Here is a 25,608-nt window from a genome sequence, read left to right as displayed (position 1 = left end):
GTGGGGTGATGGTCGCGCCGCTGCCCGCTTACCGGCACCCGAGCCCCCGACCTGGCCTTCACCGGCTCCGAGAAGCGCCTGTTCTCCCGGTTGCGCCCGGACACCCACCTCCTGCTCGACCTGACGGCGGGCGTCCTGGCGGACCGGACGCGGCCGGGTCTCGCGGTGCACACCGCGGCCCTCGACCGACCGCCGGGCCGCATGGGCCACCGTGCGCGCCGCCCTCGTCCGCCCCGACGGGCACGTCGCCTGGGCCGGTATCGACGACGACACCGCACTGCCCGCCGCCGTGGACCGGGCGCTGTCGAGAGCGATCGCGCAGAAGGCGGTCATCGAGCCGCCGGGCACAGCGCCGGTCGACCAGACGGTATGAAAGGAGTCGATGACGGAGCGTCCGTAGCGGCGTCTGGACGCGGAGACCGTGCGCGTTCTGCGCGACGTCGGCGATCGAAGCGGAGTCGGCCTGGAGCCGTGACGACCGGGCCGGCTCAGCCGGGCAGACGGGTGAACTCGTTGCGGAGATGGCTGATGAGCCCCTGAGCATCGAGCGCGGCGTGCTCCACCCCGGCGACGGTGATGAGGCTGCCGTCCGTCTTGCGTGCCGCGCAGACCTACTCGGCCCTGAGGGTGCCGTCATCAAGGACCGTGGTGTTCCAGAAGTGCTTCATCTCGGCGTGGGCGGCAAAGTGGGCATGGTAAGAGGCGGCGATGGCCTCACTGCCGCGCGCTGGCTCCGGGCCGACAATGGCGCGGAAGTGTCGCGAGGTTGAAGAGAGCGGTGACGTGCCCCGTCACCGCCGTCATGCCGGTTCCGACCGGCTCGCCGTCCAGCCCTGCAAGGTGGGCCGTGCATCCGTCGGCCTTCATCAGCGAGGGAGCGGCAAAGGCCGGGAATACCCAGTACAGCGCCTCGACACCTCCGACCGCCCGGCCCCGCAGTGCGCCCGGGGACGTTTCGTCCGGCAGGCCCTGCCCGGACCAGCGGACCACGGGCATCTCGTCGTCCAGTTCAGGTCGGCGGCTTCCGAAACCGCGGACCCGCATCGACAGCACCGGTGAGAGCGGCGGTGAACCACCGTCTCGCCGACCGGCACGCCAGCCGCGACCAGCATCCCGCCGAACGGGACCCAGGACTCCAGCCCGGTCGGGGTGAGCCACGGCGTGTCGCCGTCCGGGGGCGCCTCGACCGTCCCGACCGACACCGCGGCCGGTTGACTTGAGACTTCAACCATGAGCAAGATGAGCCGTCAGTTGACGTATCAACCATGGAGCGGGACATGAGTGTGAAGATCGCGATCATCCTGGGCAGCACCCGTCCGGGCCGTAACGGCGAGGCCGTCGCCAAGTGGGCCCAGGGGATCGCGTCTCAGCGCGACGATGCGGAGTTCGAACTCGTCGACATCGCCGACTTCAAGCTGCCGCAGCTGGATGAGGCCGTCCCCGCGTCCATGGGCCAGTACGCGAACGCCCACACCCAGAATTGGGCGGAGAAGGTCGCCTCCTTCGACGGCTACCTCTTCATCACCCCCGAGTACAACCACTCGACCTCCGGCGCGCTGAAGAACGCCATCGACTTCGTGTACGGCGAGTGGAACAACAAGGCCGCCGGCTTCGTCAGCTACGGCAGCGTCGGCGGCGCCCGTGCCGTCGAGCACCTGCGTCTGATCATGGCCGAGCTGCAGGTGGCGACCGTACGAGCCCAGGTCACGCTCTCCCTCGCCACGGACTTCGAGAATCATTCGGTGTTCACGCCCGGTGACCACCAGAAGGCGGCCCTGGACAGCACACTCGACCAGCTCGTGAGCTGGACGAAGGCCCTGCGGACGGTCCGCACCCCAGCCTGAACCCAGGTGTTCCCTCCGGGGAAATGGTGAACGCCGGGACCCGTAGGCGGTTGTTCTTGGAGTGAGGGAGGACCTCCGGGTCGGGCGCGGGTCACCACAACCTGCACCACGACACGGAGGTCCTTGAGTCACACCGCAATGCCCCGCTGAGCCGACCGGCCGACTCGCCTGGCCGCCACCGGCTCGCTGAGAACGCCGCGAACATCGAGGTGGGCGGACCCGCTACGGCCGGCAGGCCATGCCCCGGGAATGCCGCTCTTCCGGCGGACGCCCTGCCACCGCCGTGGCGGGCCGGCCGCCTCTACTCGTCATGAAAACGGCGGTACGGGGTGCTTGCTCATGATCGACACGCGATTGAACGCATTAATGGTGACCGCCACCCAGATCGCGGCTGAGATCTGGTCTTCGGAGAGAACCTGTCGAGTGGCCTCGATGGCGGATACCCGGGTCGCGGCGTCCACCGGATCGGTCGTGGCCTCGGCCAGCGCCAGGGCGGCTCGCTCCGAGGGAGTGAACAGGTCGGTGTCCCGCCATGCGCTCAGGATTCCGAGTCGCTGCGGTGATTCACCGGCGCGCAGGGCCGCTCTGGTGTGCGCGTCGAGGCAGTAGGCGCAGCCGTTGAGTTGCGATACGCGCAGGTTGATGAGTTCCACGGTGGTGCGCTCGAGTCCGGCCTCGGAGGCTGTTGCTCGGACCACCTCCGAAACCTGCACCAGGGCATGGAAGGCCTTGGGGCTCTGTTTGTCGATGAAGATCCGGCGGCGTGGTGAACTGCGGGTGTGATCGGTCACGTCGGGGCCTCCTTCGGGCCGTACTCGGAGTGGCCCGGTCTTGTGCGGGTGCTGTGGACATGCACCTGACCTGTGGCATTATAGTTGATACGACAACCAGATGCTTGGAAGGTGCTCCCGATGAGCAACGCGGAGACCGATGCCACGGCTCTACGCGGCGGTGCGCCCGTCGAAGGCGACCGGCCGGCAGGAGCCCCCAGGGTCGATGTCCTGTCGGCGCGTGAGGTCCCTCTCGGGGGTCCGCGCGCGATGCGCGTGCGGCGGACGTTGCCCCAGCGGGAGCGCACACTCATCGGCGCCTGGTGCTTCGCCGATCACTACGGCCCGCACCAGGTCGCCGTCTCGGGCGGCATGCACATGCCCCCGCACCCGCACACCGGACTGCAGACAGTGAGCTGGCTGTTCAGCGGAGAGGTCGAACATCGCGACACCCTCGGCACCCACGCCCTGGTCCGGCCCGGCGAGATGAACCTCATGACCGGCGGATATGGCATCGCCCACTCGGAGGTCTCCACCCCGAACACCGCCGTCATCCACGGCGTCCAGTTGTGGGTCGCGCTGCCCGAGGAACACCGCGACACCGCCCGGGACTTCCAGCACTACGTGCCCGAACCCGCGCAGGTCGACGGGGCCGAAATCAGGGTCTTTCTGGGCTCGCTCGTCGGCCGGACCTCCCCGGCCCGGTCCTTCACGCCCCTGCTCGGCGCCGAGATCGTCATCGAACCGCACGTGACGCTCACTCTCGCCGTGGACGCGGCTTTCGAGCACGGCCTCCTTGTGGACAGCGGGGACGTTCGCCTGATCGGCACTGTGCTGCGGCCTGCCGAACTCGGCTACGTCCCTCGCGGCGCGGACACCCTGACGATGGTGAACGAGACCCATGCCCCAGCGCGGACCATCCTTCTCGGAGGACCCCCCTTCGGGGAGGAGATCGTCATGTGGTGGAACTTCATCGGCCGCAGCCACGAAGACATGGTGAAGGCCCGCGAGGACTGGGAAGCCTCCTCCGACCGCTTCGGCGTCATCGAGGACTTTCCCGGCGGTCCCCTGCCCGCACCGGCCCTGCCGAACGCCGTCATCACACCGCGCCGGAACCCGCCGACCTCCCCGACGAAAGGGCACACCATGAGCAAGTCCTCCACCACCACGGCCGTCGAGCGTGTGGACGCCGATCGCCGGTACGAGATTCTGGTCGACGGCCAACGGGCCGGTCTGACCGCCTACCGTGACCTGGGCGGGCAACGCGTCTTCTTCCACACGGAGATGGACGAGGCCTTCGCCGGCCAAGGGCTGGGCCCACAGCTCGTCCAGCAGGCACTCGTCGACGTACGCGCATCCGGGATGCGGATCATCCCGGTCTGCCCCTACGTCGCCAAGTTCCTCAAGCGGCACGACGAGTTCGCGGACATCACCGACCCGGTCACGCCCGACGTCCTGCGGTGGCTGAAGGCCCAGCTTGGCTGAGTGACGTTTTCCGATCTTGTGTTGACGAGTGCTCAAAAAGTCTTGTCGGGGCAAGGGCGGAGGTGAGCACGCGAAGCCGGTCGGCGTCGACATTGGCTCCGAAGGCGGGGGTTCCAGGCTCGAGCCGGACGCCCGCTGCAAGGTCCCCGACGGCGAGTGGGTCGAATCCGAGAGTGTCGATCAGCGCAGACACCACGGCGAGATCCTCGGGCGAGTCACCGGCGATCGCGATGGCCCTGCGTCCGGGGACGCCGGCTGGACGAGCCCCGTCTTCGAGGTCGTGGTAGCCCATGTGGTTGAGGGCTTTCACCACACGTGCGCCCGTCAGGAACCGCTGAACGACTTCGCTGGACGAGGTGTCGGGCGGGAGGATCGCGTCGCGGGGACCATCGACCTCCCACCAGTGGTTCATCGTGTCGATGACCAGCTTTCCCTCCAGCTTCCGGACTGGGAGGTCGCGGTGTTTGCCGAGCGGAAGAGCCAGGACCACTACGTCGGCGGCATCCGCCGCCTGGGCCGGCCACACGGCGGTCGCTCCGGGTGTGAGGATTCTGGCGGTAAGCGCGATCTTGGAGGGGTCACCGGACCCGGAGATCAGGACTCGATAGCCGGCGGCGACCGCCAGGCGCGCCAGGACGGTGCCGACTTTCCCGGCTCCCAGGATCCCGATCGTGGTGACAGGGTCGGTCATCGCCTCGCTCCCGCCGTGGCCGCGGGCTGCTCGGCCAGAAGTTCGCGCACCCGAGGGATGACTCGGGTGCCATACAGCTCGACCGAACGCAGGCGTGCGGAGGCTGAGACGGTGCCGGCGGCGGAGTAGATCATGTCGAACCGGCCCGCGTTCAGTACCCGGATGGCACGGGCGATCTTGGCCGCGACCGTCTCGACCGAGCCGACATACAGCGACCCGCGGTCCACCTCGGCGGCGAATTCTTCCCGGCGGAGCGGCGGCCAGCCGCGCTGCGCCCCGATCCGGTCGCGGATATCCCTGTACCCAGGGTAGAAGAGCTCCTTGGCTTCTTCGTCAGTGGAGGCTACGAAGCCGGGTGAGTGCATCCCGATCGGCTGCGCGATCGTGCCGAACTCCTGGCTCGCTTGCCGGTACAGATCTCCGTAGGGAGCGAACCGGTCGGGGGAGCCACCGATGATGGCGAGCATAAGCCCGAAGCCATGTTGAGCGGTGCGGAGCACGGAATCCGGTGTCCCGCCAACTCCTACCCAGGTCTTGAGGCGTCCCGAATCGGTCTTCGGGTACACGTCTGCATTGTGCAGCGCGGCGCGCGTGGTGCCTTCCCACGTGACCGGTTTCTCGTCCAGGAGCCGATGGAAAAGATCGATCTTCTCCTCGAACAGCACCTCGTAGTCCTTCAGGTCGTACCCGAACAGCGGGAACGACTCGGTGAAGGAACCGCGTCCGAGGATCACCTCGGCGCGGCCGTTGGACAGCGCGTCGACTGTGGCGAACCGTTGGAAGACCCGCACCGGGTCGTCCGAGGACAGTACTGTCACGCCCGAGGAGAGCCGGATGCGCTTCGTGGCCGTCGCGATACCCGCCAGAACCGTCTCAGGGCTGGAGATCGCGTACTCAGGTCGGTGATGCTCACCCAACGTAACGTTGTCGATGCCGACCTGGTCGGCAAGGACCGCTTCGGTCACCGCGGCGCGGATCGCCTGCGCGTGCGAGACGATCACGCCCTGGTCGTTTCGGGGCAGGTCTCCGAAGCTGTCGATACCGAACTCGATTTGCGAAACATCCGTCGTGTTCACTTCGCTCAACGCTTTCGTTGTGTCGGGGTGTGGCGGTGCGCGGTTCGTGACGGCCGGGCGGGACGTCCGTCCCGGGCGACCTGCGAGAGTTCCCTGCCGCCGAGTCCCGCGTGTTGCCGTCTCCGGCCGGCGGTTCACGCACGGACGGGAGGGGAACTTGTTCGCCGAACGGTCGGATGTCCCGCTTCGCAGTCCCCTTGGCCACCCCCACCACCCCCGCCGATCTAGTTGACATGTAAACCATGACAGCATTTTGGTTTACATGTCAACTAGATTCCGGCATGGGCGTGTGCAGCTGCACGCCGCCGGTCAGGGTCGCCCCTCTTCACAGCTCCGCCGGGAAGCGGGCGGTAGGGGGCCACCCGCTCCCACAAGGTCATCAGGAACGAGATCGGCACACGTTGCAGGGACCCCGCCGACCACGATCGCCGAACACAGGACTCGCACCTCGACTCATCCTGAAGCGGTCGGCCAGGGTGGACGACTTGTCGGTCCTGGCTACTTTGAGGCCCGCCGAGACGAAGAGGTTCCGTCCCATCGGAAGGGGTCGTCTTCCAGCGCGGAGCGGTCCCACTGTCCGCGCACTGCGGCGGCTTCGTAGGTTGTGTGAAGAAACTCGGCGACAGTGCGGTCGGGGTCGGGTGCGGCGCGGACGGCCTCGTAGGGCAGAAGGAACTGCTTGAACTCGGAACTGAAGTGGGCGCCTTGGGGGCCGACCGGGTAATCGGCGAACCCGTCAGGTTCGGGGTAGGCGTAGGCGTAGAAGGCACCTTCCTCTCCGCCGCCAGGCCAGAACCCGCAGCTGGACAGTTCCCGGGAGCAGCCCTCGACCATGACCCAGTCCCCGCAGTTGGGTGCCCCACCGGGGTGCAGAGGAGCCGACCGCCCGGAGAAACGGGTGCAGGCCAGATCCATCGCCCCCCAGAAGAAGTGCACCGGGCTGACCTTGCCGACGAAGTGCGACCGGAACTCGCCCATGACCCGGTTCGCCTGCAACAGCTGGCGCCAGAACAGGGCAGCCGCTTCACCGTCGTAGGAGGCGTGGTCATGGTCCTCGGCAAAGGGGATCGCCGGTTCGACTCGTTGGGGTGCGGATGGATCGGGGCCTCGATCCCGAGCTCATCGAGCGTGTGCAGGCCACTGGTGGCAGGTGACCCCGCAGCAGCGACGGCGGCGCGCGAAACGGTGCAGAGTGTCGCGGGTGGCGGTCCAGTCCGAGACCCGGAGGCTCGGCCAGCTCGTCGTTGGTGTGGTCATCGCTTCTCACATCCTTGGCAGCGCTTGAGAGGTTGTCGGTCATGAGCCGGGCCCGTACCACGAGCCGCACCCACCCGGGGCTCGCGGTGACTTGTATGCCTTCTTCTCGGATTCGCCGCTCATGCCGGCAGTCGTCATTGCCATGCCCGGCTTTTCAGTCACTGACCTTGCTGCGGGACTGGTACAGCAGGTCCTGGTACTCGGGGTGCCGGCTGATCCAGCCCGCGAAGAAGGGACAGGTGGCCAGCACCCGCAGGTGCGCGGCGCGTGCCTCGTCAAGGGCGGTGCGGGCGAGCGCGGACCCGACTCCCCTGCCCTTGCACTCCGCGTCGACCTCGGTGTGCACGAACGCGATGAGTTCCGTCGTGCGGATGTACTCCGCGACGCCCGCCACCTTGGGCTCTCCGTCGACGCGGGCCTCGTAGCGCTTCGCCTCGGGCTCATCGCTCACTTCGACCGCCATGTGTTCTCCTCTTGGATCTGATCCCGCGCGACTCGACAGAATCCCGTCAGCCAGGAATGACCCTAGCCCATCAGGTTGATGCATCAACGTTTGGACCAGTCGCGTCCGGGAGCGACGATCACGTCGGTCGCCGCCGATCCGGACAGAACACCGAGACGCCGCGGAACCGGATCCGCGCCGCCGACGGCCGCCGGTCCGGTGCTACTAGACTGCCCTTATGGAGGCACCACCGCGCTGGCTCAACCCGGAAGAGAAGGCTGCCTGGGACAGCTTCATCCGTATGCAGGAGACGCTCATCGGACGGCTGTCCCGCCGCATCCAGGCCGACTCCGGAATGTCTGCCTCCGACTACCTGGTGCTCGTCAGCCTCACCGAAAGAGGCAACGGGCGTATGCGCTTCTTGGATCTGGCCAAACTCGTGGAGTGGGAAAAGAGTCGGATGTCCCACCAGGTCACGCGGATGGCGAAACGCGGGCTCGTGGCCAAGGAAGAATGTCCCGACGACGGACGCGGAGCATTCATCGTCGCCACTCCGGCCGGCTACAGGGCGATCGAAGAGGCCGCACCCCCGCACGTCGAGCACGTCCGCCGACTGTTCATCGATGCCCTGACCCCGCACCAGCTCAGCACACTCGCCCGGATCTCCAAGCGTGTCCTGGACCACATGGAGAAGCAGCCGGACTGACCGGGTGAGGGGACGCGACGCCCGGATCACGGGCGGTCAGCCCTGCGCCAGCCCGGCGAGGGCGTCCTGATGCGCGGGCCGCCAGCCGAAAGACGTCGTTCGGTGACAGGCACGCGGTCCACTCCGGCTACCTGGGAGCCGGATGTCCCTGAAAAGTCCCAGGGGCTCGCGGAGCCCGTCAAAAAGCTCACATCATCGCAGTTCAAGGCTGCTTTCCTTACCATGGCCACTATGAGCAATCTCGACATGAAGCCCCCGGTCGCCGCCTGCGGCGGGCGGGCGGGCGTGACGGCGGAGCCGGTGCGCGAGGTGCTGGAGGCGCGCCACATGCCGCTGGGCGAGAGCACGGTGGTACGGCGGCTGCTGCCGAACCTGGGCCGGCGGATGGTCGGCGCCTGGTGCTTCGTCGACCACTACGGCCCCGACGACATCGCCGGCGAGCCGGGGATGCAGGTGCCGCCGCACCCGCACACCGGGCTGCAGACCGTGAGCTGGCTGCACGACGGCGAGGTCCTGCACCGCGACAGCCTCGGCAGCCTGCAGACGGTGCGGCCGCGGGAGCTGGGGCTGATGACGGCGGGCCGGGCCATCGCCCACTCGGAGGAGTCGCCGCGCGACCACTCGCGGCTGCTGCACGGCGCACAGCTGTGGGTCGCGCTCCCCGACGCCCACCGCACCACCGCCCCCGCCTTCGAGCACCACGCCGAGCTGCCGCACCTGGCCGGCGGCGGCCTGTCGGCGACGGTGATCCTCGGCGAGCTGGCCGGAGCGGCATCCCCGGGGACGACGTACACGCCGATCGTCGGCGCTGACGTCACTCTGGCGGCGGGCACGGAGGCACGGCTGCCGGTGGAGCCGGACTACGAGTACGCGGCGCTGACGATGTCCGGCGAGGCGGAGGTCGACGGGCTGCGGCTGGCGCCGGAGTCCATGGTCTACCTGGGCTGCGGCCGTACGGAACTGCCGCTGCGCGCCGACGTGGACAGCTCGCTGATGCTGCTGGGCGGCGAGCCGTTCGCGGAGCGGATCGTGGTGTGGTGGAACTTCGTGGGCCGCCACCACGACGAGATCGACCGGGCCCGTAAGGACTGGATGAGCGGCACCCGCTTCGGCGAGGTCCACGGCTACGACGGCCCCCGGCTGGAGGCGCCGCCCCTGCCGCCGACGCCGCTCAAGCCGCGCTGAGGGCCGGGCACGCTATGGGCCCCGCTGCCGGGGGAACAACGGGGCCCGAACAGAAGACTACGCGTCAGTAGCGCAGTTGCGAAGCGGTCCGTCTGCGCCAGGGCGCAATCCGGCCACCTGCGGCGATGACTGTGCAGGCATACGGGGCCCGCCGCACGCGGGGACACGGGCACCGGACCACGCGGCGAACCGGGACCAAGGGGCCTAAGGTGCACGAGAGCCCTTTCCCGGAACCTTCTGCCCGCCACCGCGGAGGATCACAGCCGTGAGCGCCCACGACGACCCGGAGAGAACTCCGCAGGCCCTCGTCGGCCCGTGCCCGACGGCGAACCGCGGTCCCGGCCGTACCACCGCCCTCCGCCGGCCGGGGCGCCGCGCGCGGCGTCGCAGAGGTGCTGCTGCACCAGCGCTCGGCGGTGGAGGGGGCGCGGGCCGTCAGGCGGATGAACCACGAGGACGGCGGGTTCGACTGCCCCGGGTGCGCCTGGCCCGACGATTTCAAGGGCCTGCACGTCGACATCTGCGAGAACGGCATCAAGCACGTCACCTGGGAGATGACCCCCAAGCGGGTGGGCCGGGAGTTCTTCGCCGCGCACTCGGTGACCGAGTTGTCCGGGTGGACCGATCACGCCCTGGAGGATCAGGGCCGGCTCACGGAACCCATGGCGTACGACCCGGACACCGACCACTACGTACCGGTCGGCTGGAACGACGCGTTCGAGACGGTCGGCCGCGCCCTGAGGGAGCCGGAGGACCCGGGCCGGGCCGCGTTCGACACCTCCGGCCGGCTCGGCAACGAGGCCACGTTCCTCTACCAGCCCATGGCCCGGGAACCGGGCACCAACAACCTGCCGGACTGCTCCCACATGTGCCACGAGGCGAGCGGCCGCGCGCTGACCGCGTCGCCGGGCACCGGCAAGGGCACCGTCGACCTCAAGGACTGGGACGCCACGGCGCCCCGGCCGGGCGTCGAACTCCGGCCGGGGCGCCTGCCCGCGAGGGACCGTGGGTCAGGGCTGGATGTCGATGGCGAAGGTGGACGTGGTGTTCTTGATGTCCTGCGCGTTGTTCCTCAGGGTCAGGTTGCGGAACGTGACCTGGCCGACGGCCGGGCCCTGGCCGGCCTCGGGCATCTCGTTCGCCCACAGGCCGAAGCCGGACTTGGCGTCGAAGGCGTCACCGCTCTTGCGGGCGCCGGAGACGGTGATGTCGGTGAGGATCGTGTCCTTGATCGGGAACTGCGGCTGGCCTCCCACGTAGTTGGTCTGGAACATGATCCCGGAGTACGTCGGGTCGACGATGTCGACGTTGTTGATCCTGATGCCCTGGAAGACCTTCGAGGCGGAGAAGAGCCAGATGCCGGGGAAGGTCTGCGCGCCCCAGAAGTGGCCGCCGCAGCGTTCGATGGTGATGTTCTCCAGGGTCGTGGGCTGGGTGCCGAAGCCGTTCATCGGATAGCCGAAGTCCAGCGAGCTGACCGTGACTCCGGAGTAGACGAGGGTGTCGGCGATGCGGATGTTGCGGAAGGTGTTGTGGTAGCCGCCGTAGACGGCGATGCCCGCGGCCCGCCAGGTGAGCAGCGAGGTCAGGTTCTCGTAGACGTTGCTGTGCATGTCGGAGCCGCCCGCGTCGATCGCGGAGAAGAGCGCGAAGCTGTCGTCGCCGGTGGCGCGGGACTCGTTGTTGACGACGTGGGCGCCGGTGCTGCCGTTGGTCATGTTGACGGCGTCCGCGAACGAGTTGCGGATGCGGGAGTTCTCGATGGTGATGTCGTCGGTGTTCGCGCCCCAGTAGAGGCACACCATGTGCTCGTTCCAGATGTCGTCGATGGTGATGTCCGAGACGTTCTGGAAGTCGAAGACCTTGCCGGGCCCGTCGATGCGGCTGGTGTAGTTGCCGAAGTAGGCGAAGCCGCGGAAGGCGGATCCCGCCGCCTGCTGCTCGGCGCGGAAGCCGACGTCGGTGTTCTGCTGGCCCGGGGGCGCGTGGAAGCGGGTGTACCAGGGTCCGGCTCCGACGACCTGCACGGGCTTGCCGTACACCTGGAACTTGCTGGACGTCTGGTAGTTGCCGGGCGGCAGGTAGACGCCCTTGAGCTGCCCGGTGGTGTCCATACGGACGCGGTCCAGGGCGTTCTGCACGTCCTGGTGGGTGACTCCGGCGGGCACGGTGTACGCCGCGGGGTCCGGGTTGGCCTGGGGCGCGACCTGCTCCAGGCTGACGAAGTCGATCGCGTAGCTGGTGGTGTTGGCCGCGTCCTTCTGGAGCCGGATCTTGCTGCCTGCGGGCACGGTCCTGTCCAGCATCAGGTTCGCCTCGTCGTAGATGTGCCGCGCCGGGCCGGCGCCCGGGCTGTTGCCCGGACTGGCTTCCGCCCCGTACAGCCAGGCGTACTTCGAGGTGAGGCCGATGGCCTTGTGGAAGGTGCCGTCGACGTAGACGTTCAGGGTGGCGTCGATGCCGCCGCCGCCCGGGGCGTCGGGGATGGAGAACCGGGTGACCAGGGTGTTCGTGCTGGCCCTGGTGGTGAACTCGACGGACTCGCCGGTCTGGTCGAGGGTCACCGCGCGCCGCCCGGACGCCTCGCCCGCGACGTCGCCGATGGTGCGGTTCGGGCCGACGACCTGCGCGCCGCCGGCGACGGCGCCGTCCTCGGCCTCGTAGGTGTCGTACGGCATGTCGGCGCCGCGGCCGACGAACAGCGACTCGGTGCTGGTGTTGTTCTCGCGCTTGACCGGCACCTCGTTGGCGTCGGCGGCGACCGTCACCTCGACGGTGTACGAGCCGTTGGCCGCCGTCCAGCTGCCCAGGGCGACCGGGGCGGTGGCGGCGCCGGCGGCGATGGTGCCGTTGTGCGCGCCGTTCAGCGTGGTGACCGTACCGCCGGAGGCGTTGCGCAGGGTGAGCGTGATCGGGTGGCTGCCGCTCGCCGACGCCCGGGTGCCCTGGTTCTTCAGCGTCACGGAGAAGGCGACGGACTCCCCGCCGGTCGCGGAGCTGGGCGTCCAGTCCACCGAGGCGGCGACGAGATCGCTGCTCTGCACGGGCGAGACGCGCAGCGGGGTGGGGCTGGTGTACTCGTTGTTGTCCTCGTCCTGTTCGACGACGGTGTCGTCGGGGTCGACGACGGCGGCCACGTCGTAGTCACCGGCGTCGTGCGCGCCGGTGTTCGCGGTCACGGTCCGGGTGGCGCCCGGGGCCAGCGTGCCGACATCGGCGGAGCCGGCCGGCTCGCCGCCGAGCAGGAAGTCGACGCCGGTGGCCGCCGCGGGCTCCTCGCCGGCGTTGTGCACGGTCGCGGAGAGCGTCACGGACTGGGTCTCGTCGGGGGCGGCGGGGGTGTGGGTGAGGCCGGTGACCTCCAGGTCGGGGTTGGGCGCGGCGGTGCCGAGGACCTGGAGTTCGCCGACCTGGCCGGCCGGGGCGCCGGTGTTGGCGGTGAACGACAGCCGCAGGTCGGCGACGCGGCCGGTCACGGGGACGGTGACGCTGTTGCCGGTGGCGGGGTCGAAGGCGTAGGAGGCGCCGGCTTTGAGGGTGGTGAAGGAGGAGGCGCCCTGCTCCCGGCCGAGGACCGAGAAGGTCTGGGCGCGCGGGCCCCAGATGGGGTCGGGGTTGAGCTGGACGACGACGGCGCTGACGTCGGCGTTGGCGCCGAGCTGGACGGTGAGGGTGCCGGGGTAGCTGCCGCCGGCGCCTTCCCAGTAGGTGCCGCGGTTGCCGTCGTTGGCGTTGGTGGCGACGAAGTTGTGCACGTGGGAGGAGGCGGAGATCGGCTTGCCTCCGGCCAGGTCGGGGTCGGCGGCGGCCGCGGTCGCGGCGGCGGTGCCGGGTCCCGGCGGGGCGGGCTGCGCGGCGGGGGCGGTGGCGGCCGGGCGGGCCTCGGCGGTCACCTTGCCGCTGTCCGGCGACTGGTTGTCGGCGCCGTCCCGGGCGCGTACGCGGTACGTGACGGACTCGCCGGGCGCCGGGGTGTCGATGTACGTCGTCACGTCGGCGGCGACGCCGGTGCGCAGCCGGCCGTCGGCGTAGACGTCGTAGCCGGCGATGTCGTCGGCGCCGTCGGCCGGGGGCCGCCAGTCGAGCTGGACGCGGCCGTCGGGCAGCGCGGTGCGGGTCAGGTCGCGGGGGGTGCCGGGCGGCCGGGTGTCGCCCTCGGCCGGGCCGTAGACCTCCAGTTCGGCCAGCCGGGCGCTGCCGGTGCCCGCGGTGAAGAGGACGCGTACGTGGCGGGTGACGGCGGTGTCGAACGAGAGGGTCGCGCTGTGGCCGCTTGCGGCGCCGAAGGCGATGTCGCGGGCGGCGGTCAGGTCGGTGAACTCCCGGCCGTCCGTGCTGCCCTGGAGCTTGAGGTTCTGCACGCGTGCGGCGCCGCCCTCGGGCAGCTTGAGCACGACGCGGTCGATGCCGACGGAGGCGCCGAGGTCGGCCCGTAGCCACTGCTCGCGCTTGCTCTTCCCGCTCTGCCAGAAGCTGTCGCGGTCGCCGTCGCCGGCCCGTGCGGCGGTCTGCTCGCCGGTGTGGCTGCTGGCCTTGAGCGGGCGGCCCGCGGCGAGGTCGTCGGCTCCGTCCGCGGCGGTGCGCACGACGAGTTCGGCGAGGCGGGCGGGGCGGTCGGCGGTGGCGCCGGCGAACTGCACGCGCACGTAGCGGGTCAGGGAGGCGGGGAAGCCGACGGTGACGGTGTTGTCCGCGGCGGGGCGGAAGGCGCGGGTGTCCTCGGCGGACAGGGTGTGGAAGGTGGTGCTGTCGGCGCTGCCCTGCACGGCGAGCTTCTGTTTGCGCGCGGCGGCGTCCGCCGGGAGCTTGAGCACGACCTCGTCGACGCGTGCCTGCCGGCCGAGGTCGGTCTGCACCCACTGCGGGCCCGTGCCCCGGCTCTGCCAGTACGTGTCCCGGTCGCCGTCCGTGACCTCCGCGGCGGCGTGCCGCGGCGCGGCGCTGCTCGCGGCGGCGGGCCGGCCGGCGGCGGCGTCGGAGCCGGCCGCCGCGACGGTGGGGAGCACGGGCAGGCCGAACAGGAGCAGTCCGGTGGCGAGGGCGGCGACGGTGGGCCGATGTCTCGAGCGGTGCTTTCTCATGGGGGTCGTCCAACCTGTGAGTTAGCTAATTGCGCTGAGATATCGCAGAATTGCAGAACGATCATGGTAAGTCTACGGTCACGACGGCGGCCGTCCCCCCGTGCGCGGCCATGCCGGACCGACTTGCGTGCACATGACAGCACTCGGACGAGGGCGGCGTGCACGCGAGTTGGCAGCGTGTGGAGCTGGGAACATCCACACCCCGGTGACCGACGGGCATCCCGGGGGGTGGAGGAGCGCAATTCACTTACATTTCTTGGTTATTTCTTGCGTAACTCCGGCGCGGCTCACGACGACGGGCTCATGCCGACGGCGAAGCGTGAGGGCGGGGCGGGCCGGACCGGGTCAGCGCCTGCGGCCTGCGTGCAGTTCCAGCCGCTCGGCTTCGAAGCGCGCGCGGAAGTCGCGATCGTGCGAGACCGCGACCACCGCCACGGTGCGGTCCGCATCGAGGGCGAGGGTCTGGGCGAGGTGGCCGGTGCCACCGGGGAAGCGGACGGCGACCTCCCCGGCGTCCGGCGTCTCGGCCGCGGCGAGCAGCCGCAGCAAGGTGGACTTGCCGGAGCCGTTCTCACCGATGACGGCGGCCTTCTCGCCCGGCCGGACGGTGAAGGAGACCTGGTCGAGGATGGTCCGGGTGCCGTACGACTTGGTGACGGACCTGACGGCCAGCTGCGCCACAGCGGGGATGGCGGTGGGCAGGGCGGTATGAGCGCGGTCGCGCATAGGACTTTCCCTGCGCATACGAAGGGTCTACGGGCAGCAGAAACGGCGGCAGGGGCCGTGCCCGGACTCAGACGAAGAAGAGGAAAGCCATGACCCCACCATAGACGGACGAAGCGTCTCGCCTCGATGTGCGCCCGGGCACGAAGCCCTTGATCCGCAGCACCCCGCTCATCCGGGGACGGTGTTGACGTGCACGAGGGCGGCGCCGTCTGGACGGTGACGGCGGGCGGACGCGGCGGGTGGGCCTGGCGCCCGGCGAGGCGGTGACGCTGCGGGACTTCCGAACGCCACCGCCCGCCGGGGCGCGACGGGGTCAGGGCAGCAGGCGCACGGTTGCCGTCGGCAGCACGACCTGGCCGGTGACGAACTCGCTCCACAGCCCGAACCGCAGCTTGTCACCGGGCCGCGCGGTGGTCTCGACGTAGCCGACGGTGCGGCCCCGGTCCTCGCGGGTCGCGCCGAACGACAACTGGAAGCGCGTGGTGCCCGCGCGCTCCCCCGGCGGCACCGGGCTGGGCGGCACGATCTCGTCGGCCGCCCACCGGTAGTCGCCGCGGTAGGGGTCCCGTACCCGCTCGAAGGTCTGCTCCAGGATCGAGTCGACACCGGGGATGACCACCAGCACCCCGGGCGTGCCGTCGACGCGCGAGTTGACCACGGCCACCTCGTGCTCCGAGCCGTCCGGCCAGGTGCCGAGGCCCTCGCCGACGCGGGAGCCCGGCGGGCAGGCCGCCACGCCGTCCGCCTCGACGACGGCGCGGGCGCACGTCGGGAAGGACTCCGGCCGGAATCCGACGGAACGGTCGAAGAGGAAGACGAAGCGGCGGGCCCCGGCGGGCGTCGCCCCCTCGGCGGCGCGGCTGCGCCGGTCGAAGGCGACGGTCACGCTCCGTCCGGGCCCGCGGGTCGCGGTGACGTCCAGGGTGTCGATGTTGTCGGTGCCCTCCACATCCGGTTCGTACGGGCGCTGCGGCCCGCCGGGCGCGGGGTCGGGCGCTGCCGCGGACGAGGCGGCCTGGGCGAGCGGGGTCAGCGCGGACGCGCCGGCGAGGACGGCGACCAGGGCCGTGGCGAGACGTCTCAAGGGGTCCCCCTCAGGGAGCTCGGTGGGTCGTTCGCGGCCTGCATCGAAGCATTGGACCCCGAAAGCGGGCATAAACGCGCCGGCCCCGTCTGCTTTCCTCTGCCCTCGGCTCCGGCGCGGAGACCCATGTCGCGCCGGGCACGGCCGAACGTTGAATCCGTCAGTTCGCGGCAGTCGCAAGGCGGTGCGTGCGAACGGTCGGATCGGCCTGCCCCAGCACCGAAGCGGGGGCGGAGAACCGGGCGGAGAACGCCCCGCGGGGACCGCCGCGGTCGCCACCGGCCCGTTGTCGGTGGCGCGTGCCAGACTGCACACCCTGAGCGCGCCCGTGCCGGGCGCCGGTTGCCGCGAGGGGGCGCGATGGGTCTGGAGATCGAGGGGCGGCCGTCGGACTCGCCGTACCTCTCGTACGTCTGGCGCAGCCGCAGCGAGGGCGTCGACCGGATGACGGCGGTCGCGTCGGCCTGCTGGGATCTGGTGTTCTGGGAGTCGCCCGCCGGGTTCCAGGCCGCGGTGGCGGGCCCCGAGTCGCGGACGAGCACGGCGCCGGTGCCCGAGGACGCCGCGTTCTTCGGCATCACCTTCGCGCTGGGCACCACGCTGACGCACCTGCCGGCGTCCCGGCTGGTCGATGCCAGTGTGGACATACCCGACGCGACGCGCCGGTCGTTCTGGCTGAAGGGCTCCCACTGGCCGGTGCCGGGACCCGACGACGCCGAGGCGTTCGCGGACCGGCTGGTGCGCGCCGGCGTGCTCGTCCGCGACCCCCTCGTCGCCGACGTGATGCGCGGCGGCACGCCGGGCGTCTCCGCGCGCACCGCGCAGCGGCGCTTCCAGGCCGCGACCGGGTTCACCCACGGCGCCGCCCGGCAGATCGAACGGGCGCGGCACGCCGCCGTCCTGCTCCGCGGAGGCGCGGCGGCCGACGACGTCGTCCACCGCCTCGGCTACTACGACGAGCCCCATCTGGCCCGCGCGCTCTCCCGCTTCATCGGCCGGACCGCCGGCCGGCTGCGGGACGACCCGCAACCCGCCCAGCCGCTGGCGCTTCTGTACAAGACCTGACGCCCGGCGCCCGCTAACGTCCCGACGGACTGCACATCCGCCGACCCCCCGCCTCCTGGAGCCCTTCGTGAGAAAGATCGTCGCCAGCCTGTTCATCTCCCTCGACGGCGTCGTGGAGGCGCCGGACCAGTGGCACATGTCCTACTTCGACGACGAGATGGGCGAGGCGGTCGGCGGGCTGATGTCCGACACCATGCTCTACGGCCGCAAGACCTACGACGGCTTCGCGGAGGCGTGGCCGCAGCGGGAGGGGACCGACCACGAGGACGCCGAGTTCGCGAAGATCCTCGGTGACGCCCGCAAGATCGTCGTCAGTCGCGGCGAGGTCGACCTGTCCTGGCGCAACTCCGAGAAACTCCAGGGCGACCTGGTCACCGGCGTGACCGCACTGAAGAAGGAGTCCGGCGGCGACGTCTCCGTCGGCGGCTCGGTCTCCGTGATCCGCGAACTGCTCAGGCACGGGCTGCTGGACGAGCTGCACCTGCTGGTCCACCCCGTCGCGGTGCGCCGGGGCGAGCGGCTCTTCGACGAGGGCGACGCCGGGATCCCGCTGAAGCTGCTGGACTCGAAGGCGTTCGGCTCCGGCGTGCTGCACCTGGTCTACGGGCCCGCGGACTAGGGCCTGTGGGGAGTCGCGATCAAGGTGTCGGTTGGAGGCTGTGAAGCCAGATGACGGTGCCGCGGAGGTGGAGGGCGGCGAGGTAGCTGTCCGGCGTCTTGTCGTACCGGGCGGCGATCCCGCGCCACGCTTTGAGCTTGTTGATCAGGCGTTCGACGGTGTTGCGGTCCTTGTACAGGTCCGCATCGTGGGTGACCGGCCGTCCGCCGCGCCGTCCCGTCTTCTTCCGGTTGGCCGCCTGGTCCTTCTTCTCCGGGATGACGGCCTTGATGCCGCGTTCGCGCAGGTGGGCGCGGTTGGCGTGGGAGGAGTACGCCTTGTCGCCAGCCACCGCGTCGGGGCGGGTGCGGGGGCGGCCGACCCGGCCGCGGACCCGGACCTCGGCCAGGACCGGGACGAACTGGGGACTGTCGGCGGCCTGCCCCGGGGTGAGGGTGAAGGCCAGTGGGCGGCAGCGGCGGTCGGCTGCCACGTGGACCTTGCTGGTCAGCCCGCCGCGTGAGCGGCCCAGGGCGGCTGTTTTCAGCCGTGCCCGGCGTCGTTGGTGCAGGCGTCGGCGCTCGTCCCGGCGGGCGATTTCGGCCGCATCGCCAGGTTCTGCGGCACATTGATCCTTTTGTTCCTTGCCGCGGCCCCCCTTTCCTCCGTCAGTGCTTTCTCCAGCGCTGCCAGCGTCTTGGCGTCCACCCTCATGCCGGCCGCGTCGTGATGCGCTCTCGCTGTGGTGGAGTCGACGCTGACCAGGGAAAGGTCCACCTGGTCCCGCCGTGCGGCCTCAGCGATCACCGCCAACGTCAGGGCCTGGAAGACGCCCGCGTCGCGCCACTGGCGGAACCGGTCGTAGACCGTGGACCCGTTCCCGAACTCCTCCGGGACCTCCCGCCACTGGGCTCCGGAGCGAAACCTCCAGATCACGCCCTCGAAGTGATCCCGCAGCCGGTGCGGATACGGGCCGTAGGTGCCTATCGGGAGCAGCGGCGCCACCAACGCCCATTCGTCATCGCTCAGTTCACGCCTCGCCACACGAGTGTTCTACCAACCGAATGATCACGACCCCCACAGGCCATAGAACGCCGAGGACGCGCCGCGGACGTGCTGGCGGACCCGCGTGGCGCTGCTCCTCCATCAGTCCGCAGTACGCCTCGGTCCGCTGTGGATCGTCGGCGCTTCGGGCGGAGGCGAAGCCGCAGAGCTCGCATCGGGTTGCTCGCGCTTGATGGCCGCGTCCACTGCGGCACCGATGCGGCGCAGTGCCGCCAGCTCCTGGGGCTCGAGACCATCGATCAGGTACTCGCGGACTGCGGCGACGTGTCCCGGCGCCGCTGCCACGACTACCCCGTAACCGGCCTCGGTCAGCGTCGCAGTGGTGCGCCTTCCGGAACCAGGGATCCGCTTCCGTGCGAGCAGTCCGCGCTTCTCAAGCCGACCGACGACATGGGACAGCCTCGACAGCGACGCCGCCGTTCGCGCGGCCAGGGCGCTCATCTGCATGGTGCGATCCGGCTGCTCGGACAGGACCGAGAGCACCATGTACTCGAAGAAAGTCAGCTGAGCCTCGCGCTGCATGCGCGCATCCAGCGCAGCCGGCAGGCTGATCATGATCGCGGAGTTGGCCAGCCACGCCGCCAGCTCGTCGCCGTTCAGCCATCGCGTCTCGGCAACCGGACCAGTGGACTTCTTCAAGCCGGAGCTTTCTCCGGCAGGCGCCGCCGCCTCGGACCCGGTCCATGGACGCCGGCGTCGCTGGCCGTTCGTGTCATCTGCCGTGCTCGCCATGAGGACATCCTAGACGCTTATTGACGCGTCAAGTTTGATGGAGTAGAACTTGACGCGTCAAGTTCTCTTCGCTGCCGACCGAGCGCGTAACCGATAGCGGCGCCATGTGCCATCGACGCCGTTACACACCCTTCTGCGGCGCTGAGGCCTGCCCTTGGGAAACGCAGGGCCGGCGGACAGGTTCAGGAAAGGACAACAGATGCAGTCCACGTCGCTCGGCAGGCTCGATGTCTCGCGCATCGGCCTGGGTGTCATGGGGATGTCGGCGTACTACACCGGCGCCGGTCGGGACGAAGCCGAGTCGATCCGCACCATTCATCGTGCCGTCGACCTCGGTGTCACCCATCTGGACACCGCCGAGGTGTACGGGCCCTACGTCAACGAGGAACTGGTGGGCCGCGCGATCAAAGGCCGCCGGGACGAAGTTGTTCTCGCCACCAAGTTCGGCCTCGTCTCCCACACCGGTCGGCCGGGCCCGGACAGCACCCCCGCCAGCATTCACACGGCTGTCGACGGCTCACTGCGACGGCTCGGAACCGACCACATCGACCTCTACTACCAGCACCGGGTCGACCCCGGCACTCCCATCGAGGAGACGGTGGGGGCGCTGAGTGAGCTGGTGGAGGCGGGCAAGGTCCTCCACATCGGACTGTCGGAGGCGGCAGCGGCGACCATCCGCCGGGCCCATGCGGTCCATCCCGTGGCCGCTGTCCAGAGCGAGTACTCGCTGTGGACACGGGACCCGGAGACCGAGGTGCTGCCTACGCTGCGTGAGCTCGGCATCGGACTGGTTCCCTATGCACCGCTGGGACACGGCTTTCTCGCCGGTGACATCCGCACCTTGGACGGCCTGGACGCCGCCGACTGGCGTCGTTCCAATCCCCGGTTCACCGGCGACAACCTCACGCGCAACCTGCGCATCGTCGACCAGGTACGCGAGGTCGCCGACGAGGTCGGGGCCACGCCCGCGCAGGTCGCTCTGGCCTGGCTGCTCGCGCAAGGCCACGGCATCGCGCCCATTCCGGGGACGAAACGCATCGACCGCCTCAAGGAGAACAGCGCCGCCGACGGCATCCGACTCACCCCGGGCCAGATCGCCCGCCTGAACAACCTCACACCGGCGTCCGGCGAACGCCATGCCGAGCCCGACATGGCCGCCGTCGACCAGTGAGAAAAGCGCGAACGCGCCGATTCGCCCCGCGCACCACACCACGTCTTGCTTCAGCGAAAGAAACGGAACACCACATCATGTCAGGCAATCTCATTCGGGTCGGCATCATCGGCGCGGACACGAAGGCGAGCTGGGCGGGCGCATCGCACATACCCGCGCTGGCGGCACAGCCCGACTTCCATCTGGCCGGTGTGGCGACGCGGCACGAGGAGAGCGCACGCGGCGCTGCCGCGGCGTTCGGCGCCGAGCGTTGGTTCGCGGACCCCTACGCGCTCATCGGTGACCCTTCGATCGACCTCGTCACCGTCGCGGTGAAGGTCCCGGCTCACCGCGAGCTCGTCCTGGCGGCCCTTGCGGCGAACAAGGCCGTGTATTCGGAGTCGCCGCTGGGCGCGACCGTTGCGCAGACGGAAGAGATGGCTGACGCGGCCGGCTCTCTGCACACCGCGATCGGCCTGCAGGGCCGGCTCAACCCCTCGGTACGCCGCGCGGGGGAGATCATCGCTGAGGGCCGGCTCGGGCGGCTGCTCTCGGCGCGAGTCGCCGCGACGACCTTCGGCAACGGCCCGGAGTCGGTGAGCGCGTACGAATACTTCGACAAGGCAGCGTCCGGAGCCGGTTTCCTCACCATCGCCGCGGGCCACGTCCTGGATGTGGTCGAAGCCGTTCTCGGCGACATCACCGAGATCGACGCCCGCACCGAACTCCTCTGGCCCCAGGTGAAGTTGGTCGACACCGGCGCGATATCCGTCCGCGAGGTCCCGGATCACCTCGACGCCATCGCCAAGACCTCCTCGGGGGCGCCGGTCGGGGTGCAGATCCTGGCGGGCGTGCCCGCCCCCGACGCCCACTTCAGTCTGGACGTACGCGGATCGGAGGGCTGGCTGAAGCTGACGGGCGACCACCCCGCGGGCGTTCAGGTCGGCGACCTCACCCTCTCGTCGAGCGTCGACTTCACCGCGCCCGACCGCCCGGTCGCCACCGGCGCGGGACCCACCGCCGCCGACATCTGGACGGGCGCTTCCATCAACGTCGGCGAGGTCTACGCCAGCCTGGCCCGCGACATCACGAACGGCACCCACCACACCCCGGGATTCCAGCACGCCGCCCACAACAGCCGTCTCATCGCCCGAGTCGAACAAGCCGCCCGGACCGGCGTCCGGCACTGACGCCACCGCACCTCGCGGCACCGTGCCTTACTGCCGTGACGGATACGGCGACCGATCCGCGGGCACGGGCGGCCGACATAGGTTCGGACCCGCTGAAGGGTTCCTGAGGCCCACCCCCGATCAGGGAGTCGTTGATGATGTCAGTCCCTCGTCACCATGGCCCTCGCGGCGCTTCGCGGCAGGCTCACGGCGTATGACCACCTCCGCGCGCGCCGCTGTTCTCGAAGCGCAGGACGGGCCCTTCGAATTCCGCGACATCGAGATCGAGGACCCGCGGTCCGACGAGGTACTCGTTCGCATGGTCGCGACCGGAATATGCGCGACCGACGCTCACGTGCGGGCACAGCGCATGGCGACGCCGCTGCCGGTGGTGCTGGGGCACGAGGGAGGAGGAGTCGTCGAACGCGTGGGGGCCGCTGTCACCACCGTCGAGCCCGGTGACCACGTCGTCCTCTCCTACCACTCGTGCGGCCGCTGCAAGCCGTGCATGTCCTCGCACGCGGCCTACTGCGACAACGTCTGGGCGGCCAACTTCGCAGGTGCCCGCCTGGACGGCTCGAACGGTCTCCACGTCGCCCACGGTGCTGAGCCGCACGGTCACTTCTTCGGCCAGTCCTCGTTCGCCACCCACGCCCTGACCCACCAACGGAACACGATCAAGGTCCCCCGCGATCTGCCCCTCGACGTCATGGCTCCGCTGGGGTGCGGGCTGCAGACGGGCGCGGGGGCCGTACTCAAGTCCCTCGCCGTGCCGGCGGGAGCGTCCTTCGCGGTCTTCGGCGTGGGAGCGGTGGGCCTGGCGGCGGTCATGGCGGCACATGTCGCGGGTGCCACCACCATCGTCGCCGTCGACGTCGACGCCGGCCGCCTCGATCTGGCCCGCGATCTCGGAGCGACGCACCTCGTCGACCCCGGCCGGGTCGAGGATCTGACCGGCGCGCTCCACGCCGTCGACGAACGCGGTCTGGAGTACGTCCTCGACACGAGCGGCCGCGCGGAGAACCTCGACGCCGGGGTCGGCGCCCTGGCACCGATGGGCCGATTCGGCTTCGTGGCGTTCCACGAAGGAGCGGGCGCCGTGCTCGACGCCGGCCGGCTCACGCTCGGCCAGTCGCTTCAGGGCATCATCCAGGGCGACGCCGTCTCGTCGCTCCTGATCAACGACCTTGCCCAGCTCTATCGAGCGGGCCGGTTCCCCATCGACCGACTGCTGTCCTTCTACGACTTCGCCGATATCAACACCGCGTTCGAGGATGCGGGCTCAGGCCGCGTCACCAAGGCAGTCCTTCGATTCACGTCACCGGGATAGACCACCCGTTCGACAGCTTCCCAAGAACGCAGAAAGGCGTCCCGCCGATGTGCCAGAGCAGTCAGATACCCATCAGCGTCGAAGAAACCCCGAGCTTCTACGGGATCGACCACTATGGATTCCCCCGCGCGGGGGCGGACGACCCGTTGGACCCCGCGGGCTATTACCCCCCGTATTTCCAGAGCGAGCACTTCCAGAAGTACGGCTACCACGTGGAAGAACTGCGCGGCGGCTTCTACTGGGTCACCAGTGCCGGCTACGACGCCGCATTCGTGGTGACCGAGGAGGGCGTGGTCGCGATCGACGCACCCCCGACGCTGGGCGAGAACATGCTGGCGGCGATCGAGGACGTCACCGACCGACCGGTGACGCACGTCATCTACAGCCACTGGCACGCCGATCACATCGGCGCGGCCTCCGTGTTCGGTCCCGACGTCGAGATCGTCGCCCACCGCATCACCAAGGAACTCCTGGAGCGCTTCCCCGACCCGAAGCGCCCCCTGCCGACGAGGACGTTCGACGACGAACTCGTCCTCGAAGTGGGCGGCGTGAGCCTGCAGCTCTCCTACAGGGGAGAGAACCACTGCCCCGGCAACATCTTCATCTACGCACCGCGGCAGAAGGTGCTCACGGCCGTCGACATCGTCAGTCCGGGAAGCGTCACGTTCATGCACTGCGACGCCTCGCAGAACATCTCCGGCTGGTACGAAGCTCAGTCCCAGATCCTCGAATACGACTTCGACTACTTCGTCGGCGGGCACCACATGCATTACGGCACCTACGAGCAGGTGAAGCTGTGCGTGGAGTACTTCACCGACGTGCTCGAGGGGGCGACTGCGGCGGTCGAGCGGTTCAGCCGCTCGGATGCGCTCGCCGACATCGTGACCGGCACCGGCTGGAACAGGATCTTCGTCGGTACCGAGAACTGGATCAGCTCCATGGCGAACTACACCACCTGCCACGTCCTCGAGAAGGAGACGAGCGACGGCCGGCTCTGGTGGGAACGGCTGGCAGGAGCCACCACCCAGACCAAGTACCACGCGTACACCGTGCTGGAATCGATCCGCCTCGAACGGCCCCGGCCCGACTACCGCCTGCGGGGCGAGAATCCTCCGGTCTTCCTGACCTGACACCGTTCTGAACGGTGCGAGCAAATGACCCTTACCGGGCCTGCGTGAGCGAGCACGCCGAAGCACGCCGCAGCGGAAGTGCCGCAGGCTCGATATGAGAAGGAGAAGGATCATCATGAAAGCCGCCGTCATCACCTCGTTCGGCGAACCCTCCGTGTTGCGGGTCGCGGAGGCTCCGCGACCGGTGCCGGGTCCGGGTCAGGTACTGGTGCGGGTTCACGCCGCCGGGGTGAACCCGGCGGAGATCCAGGCACGCGCCGGAGCGTTCCGCCTGCGTGCTCCCGCCATCATCGGATTCGAGTTCGCCGGCGTCGTCGAGGCGGTCGGCCCGGGCGTCGACGAGGGCGTGGTCGGCGACCGCGTCGCCGGGTGGCCGGACTCCGCCACCCAGGGCTCCTACGCCGAGTACACGGTCAGCAGCCACTTCGCGACGATCCCCGACGGCGTTTCCTTCGAGGAGGCCGCGGCTACTGTCATCGGCGCCGACAACGCGGCGAGGGCTCTCGGGCTTCTGAACATTCGCCCGGGTGAAACGCTCGTGGTCACCGGCGCGAGCGGTGCTCTGGGCGGCGCCGCCGTGCAGTTCGCGCGACAGCGCGGTGTGACGGTGATCGGCGTCGCCGGGACTGCCAACGCCGACTTCGTCAGGAGTCTCGGAGCGACCCCTGTCGCCCACGGCCCGGGCCTGGTCGATCGCATCCGTGCCGCCGCTCCGGGCGGGGTCGACGCCGCGCTCGACACCGCCGGCAAGGGGCTCCTTCCCGCCCTCGTCGATCTTCTCGGCGGCCCCGACCGGATTGTGACGCTCGCCGACCGCGATGCCGCACAACACGGCGTCGCATTCAGCCCCGGGGGCAGCGGGAACCGCGACCGCGGCCCTGTCCAGGAAGCCCTGAATCTGATCGCCGCCGGCGCATGGACCGCACGCATCGGCCGGAGCTTCCCACTCGACGAGGCCGCGGAGGCTCATCGCCTCGTCGCCACGGGCCACACCCACGGCAAAGTCATCCTCCTTCCCTGAC

The 25,608-nt window shown here is 69.8% G+C and carries 20 protein-coding genes and 5 pseudogenes; 13 read left to right on the top strand and 12 right to left on the bottom strand.

Annotation, left to right across the window (positions count from 1 at the left end):
• Nucleotides 1-196: 196 nt before the first annotated feature.
• Nucleotides 197-373: pseudogene (locus tag ABGA99_RS03045) on the top strand (hypothetical protein); the annotation flags it as partial.
• Here ABGA99_RS03045 and ABGA99_RS03040 read toward each other — a convergent pair.
• A pseudogene (locus ABGA99_RS03040) lies at nucleotides 325-451 on the bottom strand (MFS transporter); the annotation flags it as partial. The pseudogenes ABGA99_RS03045 and ABGA99_RS03040 overlap by 49 nt on opposite strands.
• 263 nt (nucleotides 452-714) lie before the next feature.
• The gene (locus tag ABGA99_RS03035; RefSeq protein ID WP_347582108.1) at nucleotides 715-1,053 is read right to left on the bottom strand and encodes a hypothetical protein; all 339 of its coding nucleotides are present in this window, start codon (nucleotides 1,051-1,053) and stop codon (nucleotides 715-717) included.
• Nucleotides 1,054-1,277: 224 nt separating this feature from the next.
• Here ABGA99_RS03035 and ABGA99_RS03030 point away from each other — a divergent pair, with 224 nt between their 5' ends.
• Nucleotides 1,278-1,844 carry an NAD(P)H-dependent oxidoreductase gene (locus tag ABGA99_RS03030; protein WP_347576837.1) on the top strand — a complete coding sequence of 189 codons (567 nt, stop codon included), beginning with the start codon at nucleotides 1,278-1,280 and terminating at the stop codon, nucleotides 1,842-1,844.
• A 308-nt stretch (nucleotides 1,845-2,152) separates the two neighbouring features.
• On the opposite strand, the gene ABGA99_RS03025 is transcribed toward ABGA99_RS03030, so the two are convergent.
• A complete protein-coding gene (locus ABGA99_RS03025) occupies nucleotides 2,153-2,635 on the bottom strand; it encodes a carboxymuconolactone decarboxylase family protein (protein WP_347582107.1) in 483 nt (160 codons plus the stop codon).
• A gap of 120 nt (nucleotides 2,636-2,755) precedes the next feature.
• Between ABGA99_RS03025 and ABGA99_RS03020 the strand changes: the two genes are divergently transcribed.
• Nucleotides 2,756-4,099, top strand: coding sequence for a pirin family protein (locus ABGA99_RS03020; RefSeq protein ID WP_347582106.1), 1,344 nt, complete (start codon nucleotides 2,756-2,758; stop codon nucleotides 4,097-4,099).
• Here ABGA99_RS03020 and ABGA99_RS03015 read toward each other — a convergent pair.
• The 4 genes from ABGA99_RS03015 to ABGA99_RS03000 all read right to left on the bottom strand — a co-directional run bounded on the left by ABGA99_RS03015 (nucleotide 4,056) and on the right by ABGA99_RS03000 (nucleotide 7,586).
• Nucleotides 4,056-4,790 (bottom strand): NAD(P)-binding domain-containing protein, encoded by a 735-nt coding sequence (locus ABGA99_RS03015; protein ID WP_347582105.1) that lies wholly within the window; start codon nucleotides 4,788-4,790, stop codon nucleotides 4,056-4,058. The genes ABGA99_RS03020 and ABGA99_RS03015 overlap by 44 nt on opposite strands.
• Entirely contained in the window at nucleotides 4,787-5,875 is a 1,089-nt protein-coding gene (locus tag ABGA99_RS03010; RefSeq protein WP_347576834.1) for an LLM class flavin-dependent oxidoreductase, read from the bottom strand. Before ABGA99_RS03010 ends, ABGA99_RS03015 begins: the two co-directional genes overlap by 4 nt.
• Before the next feature lie 489 nt (nucleotides 5,876-6,364).
• The gene (locus tag ABGA99_RS03005; RefSeq protein WP_347582216.1) at nucleotides 6,365-6,934 is read right to left on the bottom strand and encodes a DUF5996 family protein; all 570 of its coding nucleotides are present in this window, start codon (nucleotides 6,932-6,934) and stop codon (nucleotides 6,365-6,367) included.
• 343 nt (nucleotides 6,935-7,277) lie between these two features.
• On the bottom strand, nucleotides 7,278-7,586 hold the full coding sequence (locus ABGA99_RS03000; protein ID WP_347582104.1) for a GNAT family N-acetyltransferase: 309 nt from the start codon (nucleotides 7,584-7,586) through the stop codon (nucleotides 7,278-7,280).
• 217 nt (nucleotides 7,587-7,803) lie between these two features.
• Here ABGA99_RS03000 and ABGA99_RS02995 point away from each other — a divergent pair, with 217 nt between their 5' ends.
• From ABGA99_RS02995 to ABGA99_RS02985, 3 genes and pseudogenes are all read left to right on the top strand, one after another.
• Complete coding sequence (locus tag ABGA99_RS02995; RefSeq protein ID WP_347576831.1) at nucleotides 7,804-8,271, top strand: MarR family transcriptional regulator; 468 nt, start codon at nucleotides 7,804-7,806, stop codon at nucleotides 8,269-8,271.
• A 231-nt stretch (nucleotides 8,272-8,502) separates the two neighbouring features.
• Nucleotides 8,503-9,456 carry a pirin family protein gene (locus tag ABGA99_RS02990; protein ID WP_347582103.1) on the top strand — a complete coding sequence of 318 codons (954 nt, stop codon included), beginning with the start codon at nucleotides 8,503-8,505 and terminating at the stop codon, nucleotides 9,454-9,456.
• A gap of 265 nt (nucleotides 9,457-9,721) precedes the next feature.
• Nucleotides 9,722-10,406: pseudogene (locus tag ABGA99_RS02985) on the top strand (formate dehydrogenase); the annotation flags it as partial.
• 60 nt (nucleotides 10,407-10,466) lie between these two features.
• Here ABGA99_RS02985 and ABGA99_RS02980 read toward each other — a convergent pair.
• The 3 genes and pseudogenes from ABGA99_RS02980 to ABGA99_RS02970 form a co-directional block, all read right to left on the bottom strand.
• Nucleotides 10,467-14,537, bottom strand: a complete 4,071-nt coding sequence (locus ABGA99_RS02980; RefSeq protein ID WP_347582102.1) for a discoidin domain-containing protein — start codon at nucleotides 14,535-14,537, stop codon at nucleotides 10,467-10,469.
• 402 nt (nucleotides 14,538-14,939) lie between these two features.
• Nucleotides 14,940-15,263: pseudogene (locus tag ABGA99_RS02975) on the bottom strand (ATP-binding cassette domain-containing protein); the annotation flags it as partial.
• Between the two features lie 313 nt (nucleotides 15,264-15,576).
• A complete protein-coding gene (locus tag ABGA99_RS02970) occupies nucleotides 15,577-16,347 on the bottom strand; it encodes a hypothetical protein (RefSeq protein WP_347576828.1) in 771 nt (256 codons plus the stop codon).
• Between the two features lie 360 nt (nucleotides 16,348-16,707).
• Between ABGA99_RS02970 and ABGA99_RS02965 the strand changes: the two genes are divergently transcribed.
• Complete coding sequence (locus tag ABGA99_RS02965; RefSeq protein ID WP_347576827.1) at nucleotides 16,708-17,412, top strand: helix-turn-helix domain-containing protein; 705 nt, start codon at nucleotides 16,708-16,710, stop codon at nucleotides 17,410-17,412.
• 67 nt (nucleotides 17,413-17,479) lie between these two features.
• The gene (locus ABGA99_RS02960) at nucleotides 17,480-18,031 is read left to right on the top strand and encodes a dihydrofolate reductase family protein (RefSeq protein ID WP_347576826.1); all 552 of its coding nucleotides are present in this window, start codon (nucleotides 17,480-17,482) and stop codon (nucleotides 18,029-18,031) included.
• 19 nt (nucleotides 18,032-18,050) lie between these two features.
• Here ABGA99_RS02960 and ABGA99_RS02955 read toward each other — a convergent pair.
• Nucleotides 18,051-19,054, bottom strand: a pseudogene (locus ABGA99_RS02955) (IS5 family transposase).
• Between the two features lie 102 nt (nucleotides 19,055-19,156).
• Nucleotides 19,157-19,807 carry a MarR family winged helix-turn-helix transcriptional regulator gene (locus ABGA99_RS02950; protein WP_347576825.1) on the bottom strand — a complete coding sequence of 217 codons (651 nt, stop codon included), beginning with the start codon at nucleotides 19,805-19,807 and terminating at the stop codon, nucleotides 19,157-19,159.
• Nucleotides 19,808-20,006: 199 nt separating this feature from the next.
• On the opposite strand from ABGA99_RS02950, the gene ABGA99_RS02945 reads away from it, so the two are divergent.
• The 5 genes from ABGA99_RS02945 to ABGA99_RS02925 all read left to right on the top strand — a co-directional run bounded on the left by ABGA99_RS02945 (nucleotide 20,007) and on the right by ABGA99_RS02925 (nucleotide 25,607).
• Complete coding sequence (locus ABGA99_RS02945; protein WP_347582101.1) at nucleotides 20,007-20,978, top strand: aldo/keto reductase; 972 nt, start codon at nucleotides 20,007-20,009, stop codon at nucleotides 20,976-20,978.
• A gap of 77 nt (nucleotides 20,979-21,055) precedes the next feature.
• Nucleotides 21,056-22,147, top strand: a complete 1,092-nt coding sequence (locus ABGA99_RS02940; RefSeq protein WP_347576823.1) for a Gfo/Idh/MocA family oxidoreductase — start codon at nucleotides 21,056-21,058, stop codon at nucleotides 22,145-22,147.
• Nucleotides 22,148-22,340: 193 nt separating this feature from the next.
• The gene (locus ABGA99_RS02935) at nucleotides 22,341-23,456 is read left to right on the top strand and encodes an NAD(P)-dependent alcohol dehydrogenase (protein WP_347576822.1); all 1,116 of its coding nucleotides are present in this window, start codon (nucleotides 22,341-22,343) and stop codon (nucleotides 23,454-23,456) included.
• A gap of 47 nt (nucleotides 23,457-23,503) precedes the next feature.
• Nucleotides 23,504-24,586, top strand: a complete 1,083-nt coding sequence (locus ABGA99_RS02930) for an MBL fold metallo-hydrolase (RefSeq protein ID WP_347582100.1) — start codon at nucleotides 23,504-23,506, stop codon at nucleotides 24,584-24,586.
• Nucleotides 24,587-24,701: 115 nt separating this feature from the next.
• Entirely contained in the window at nucleotides 24,702-25,607 is a 906-nt protein-coding gene (locus ABGA99_RS02925; protein WP_347582099.1) for an NADP-dependent oxidoreductase, read from the top strand.
• Nucleotide 25,608: the final 1 nt, after the last annotated feature.

It is taken from the genome of Streptomyces sp. B5E4, from assembly GCF_039871555.1.
Lineage (GTDB): Bacteria > Actinomycetota > Actinomycetes > Streptomycetales > Streptomycetaceae > Streptomyces.
The sequence above is the reverse complement of the archived record's forward strand: the minus strand, read 5'-3'. Positions and strand labels throughout refer to the sequence as shown.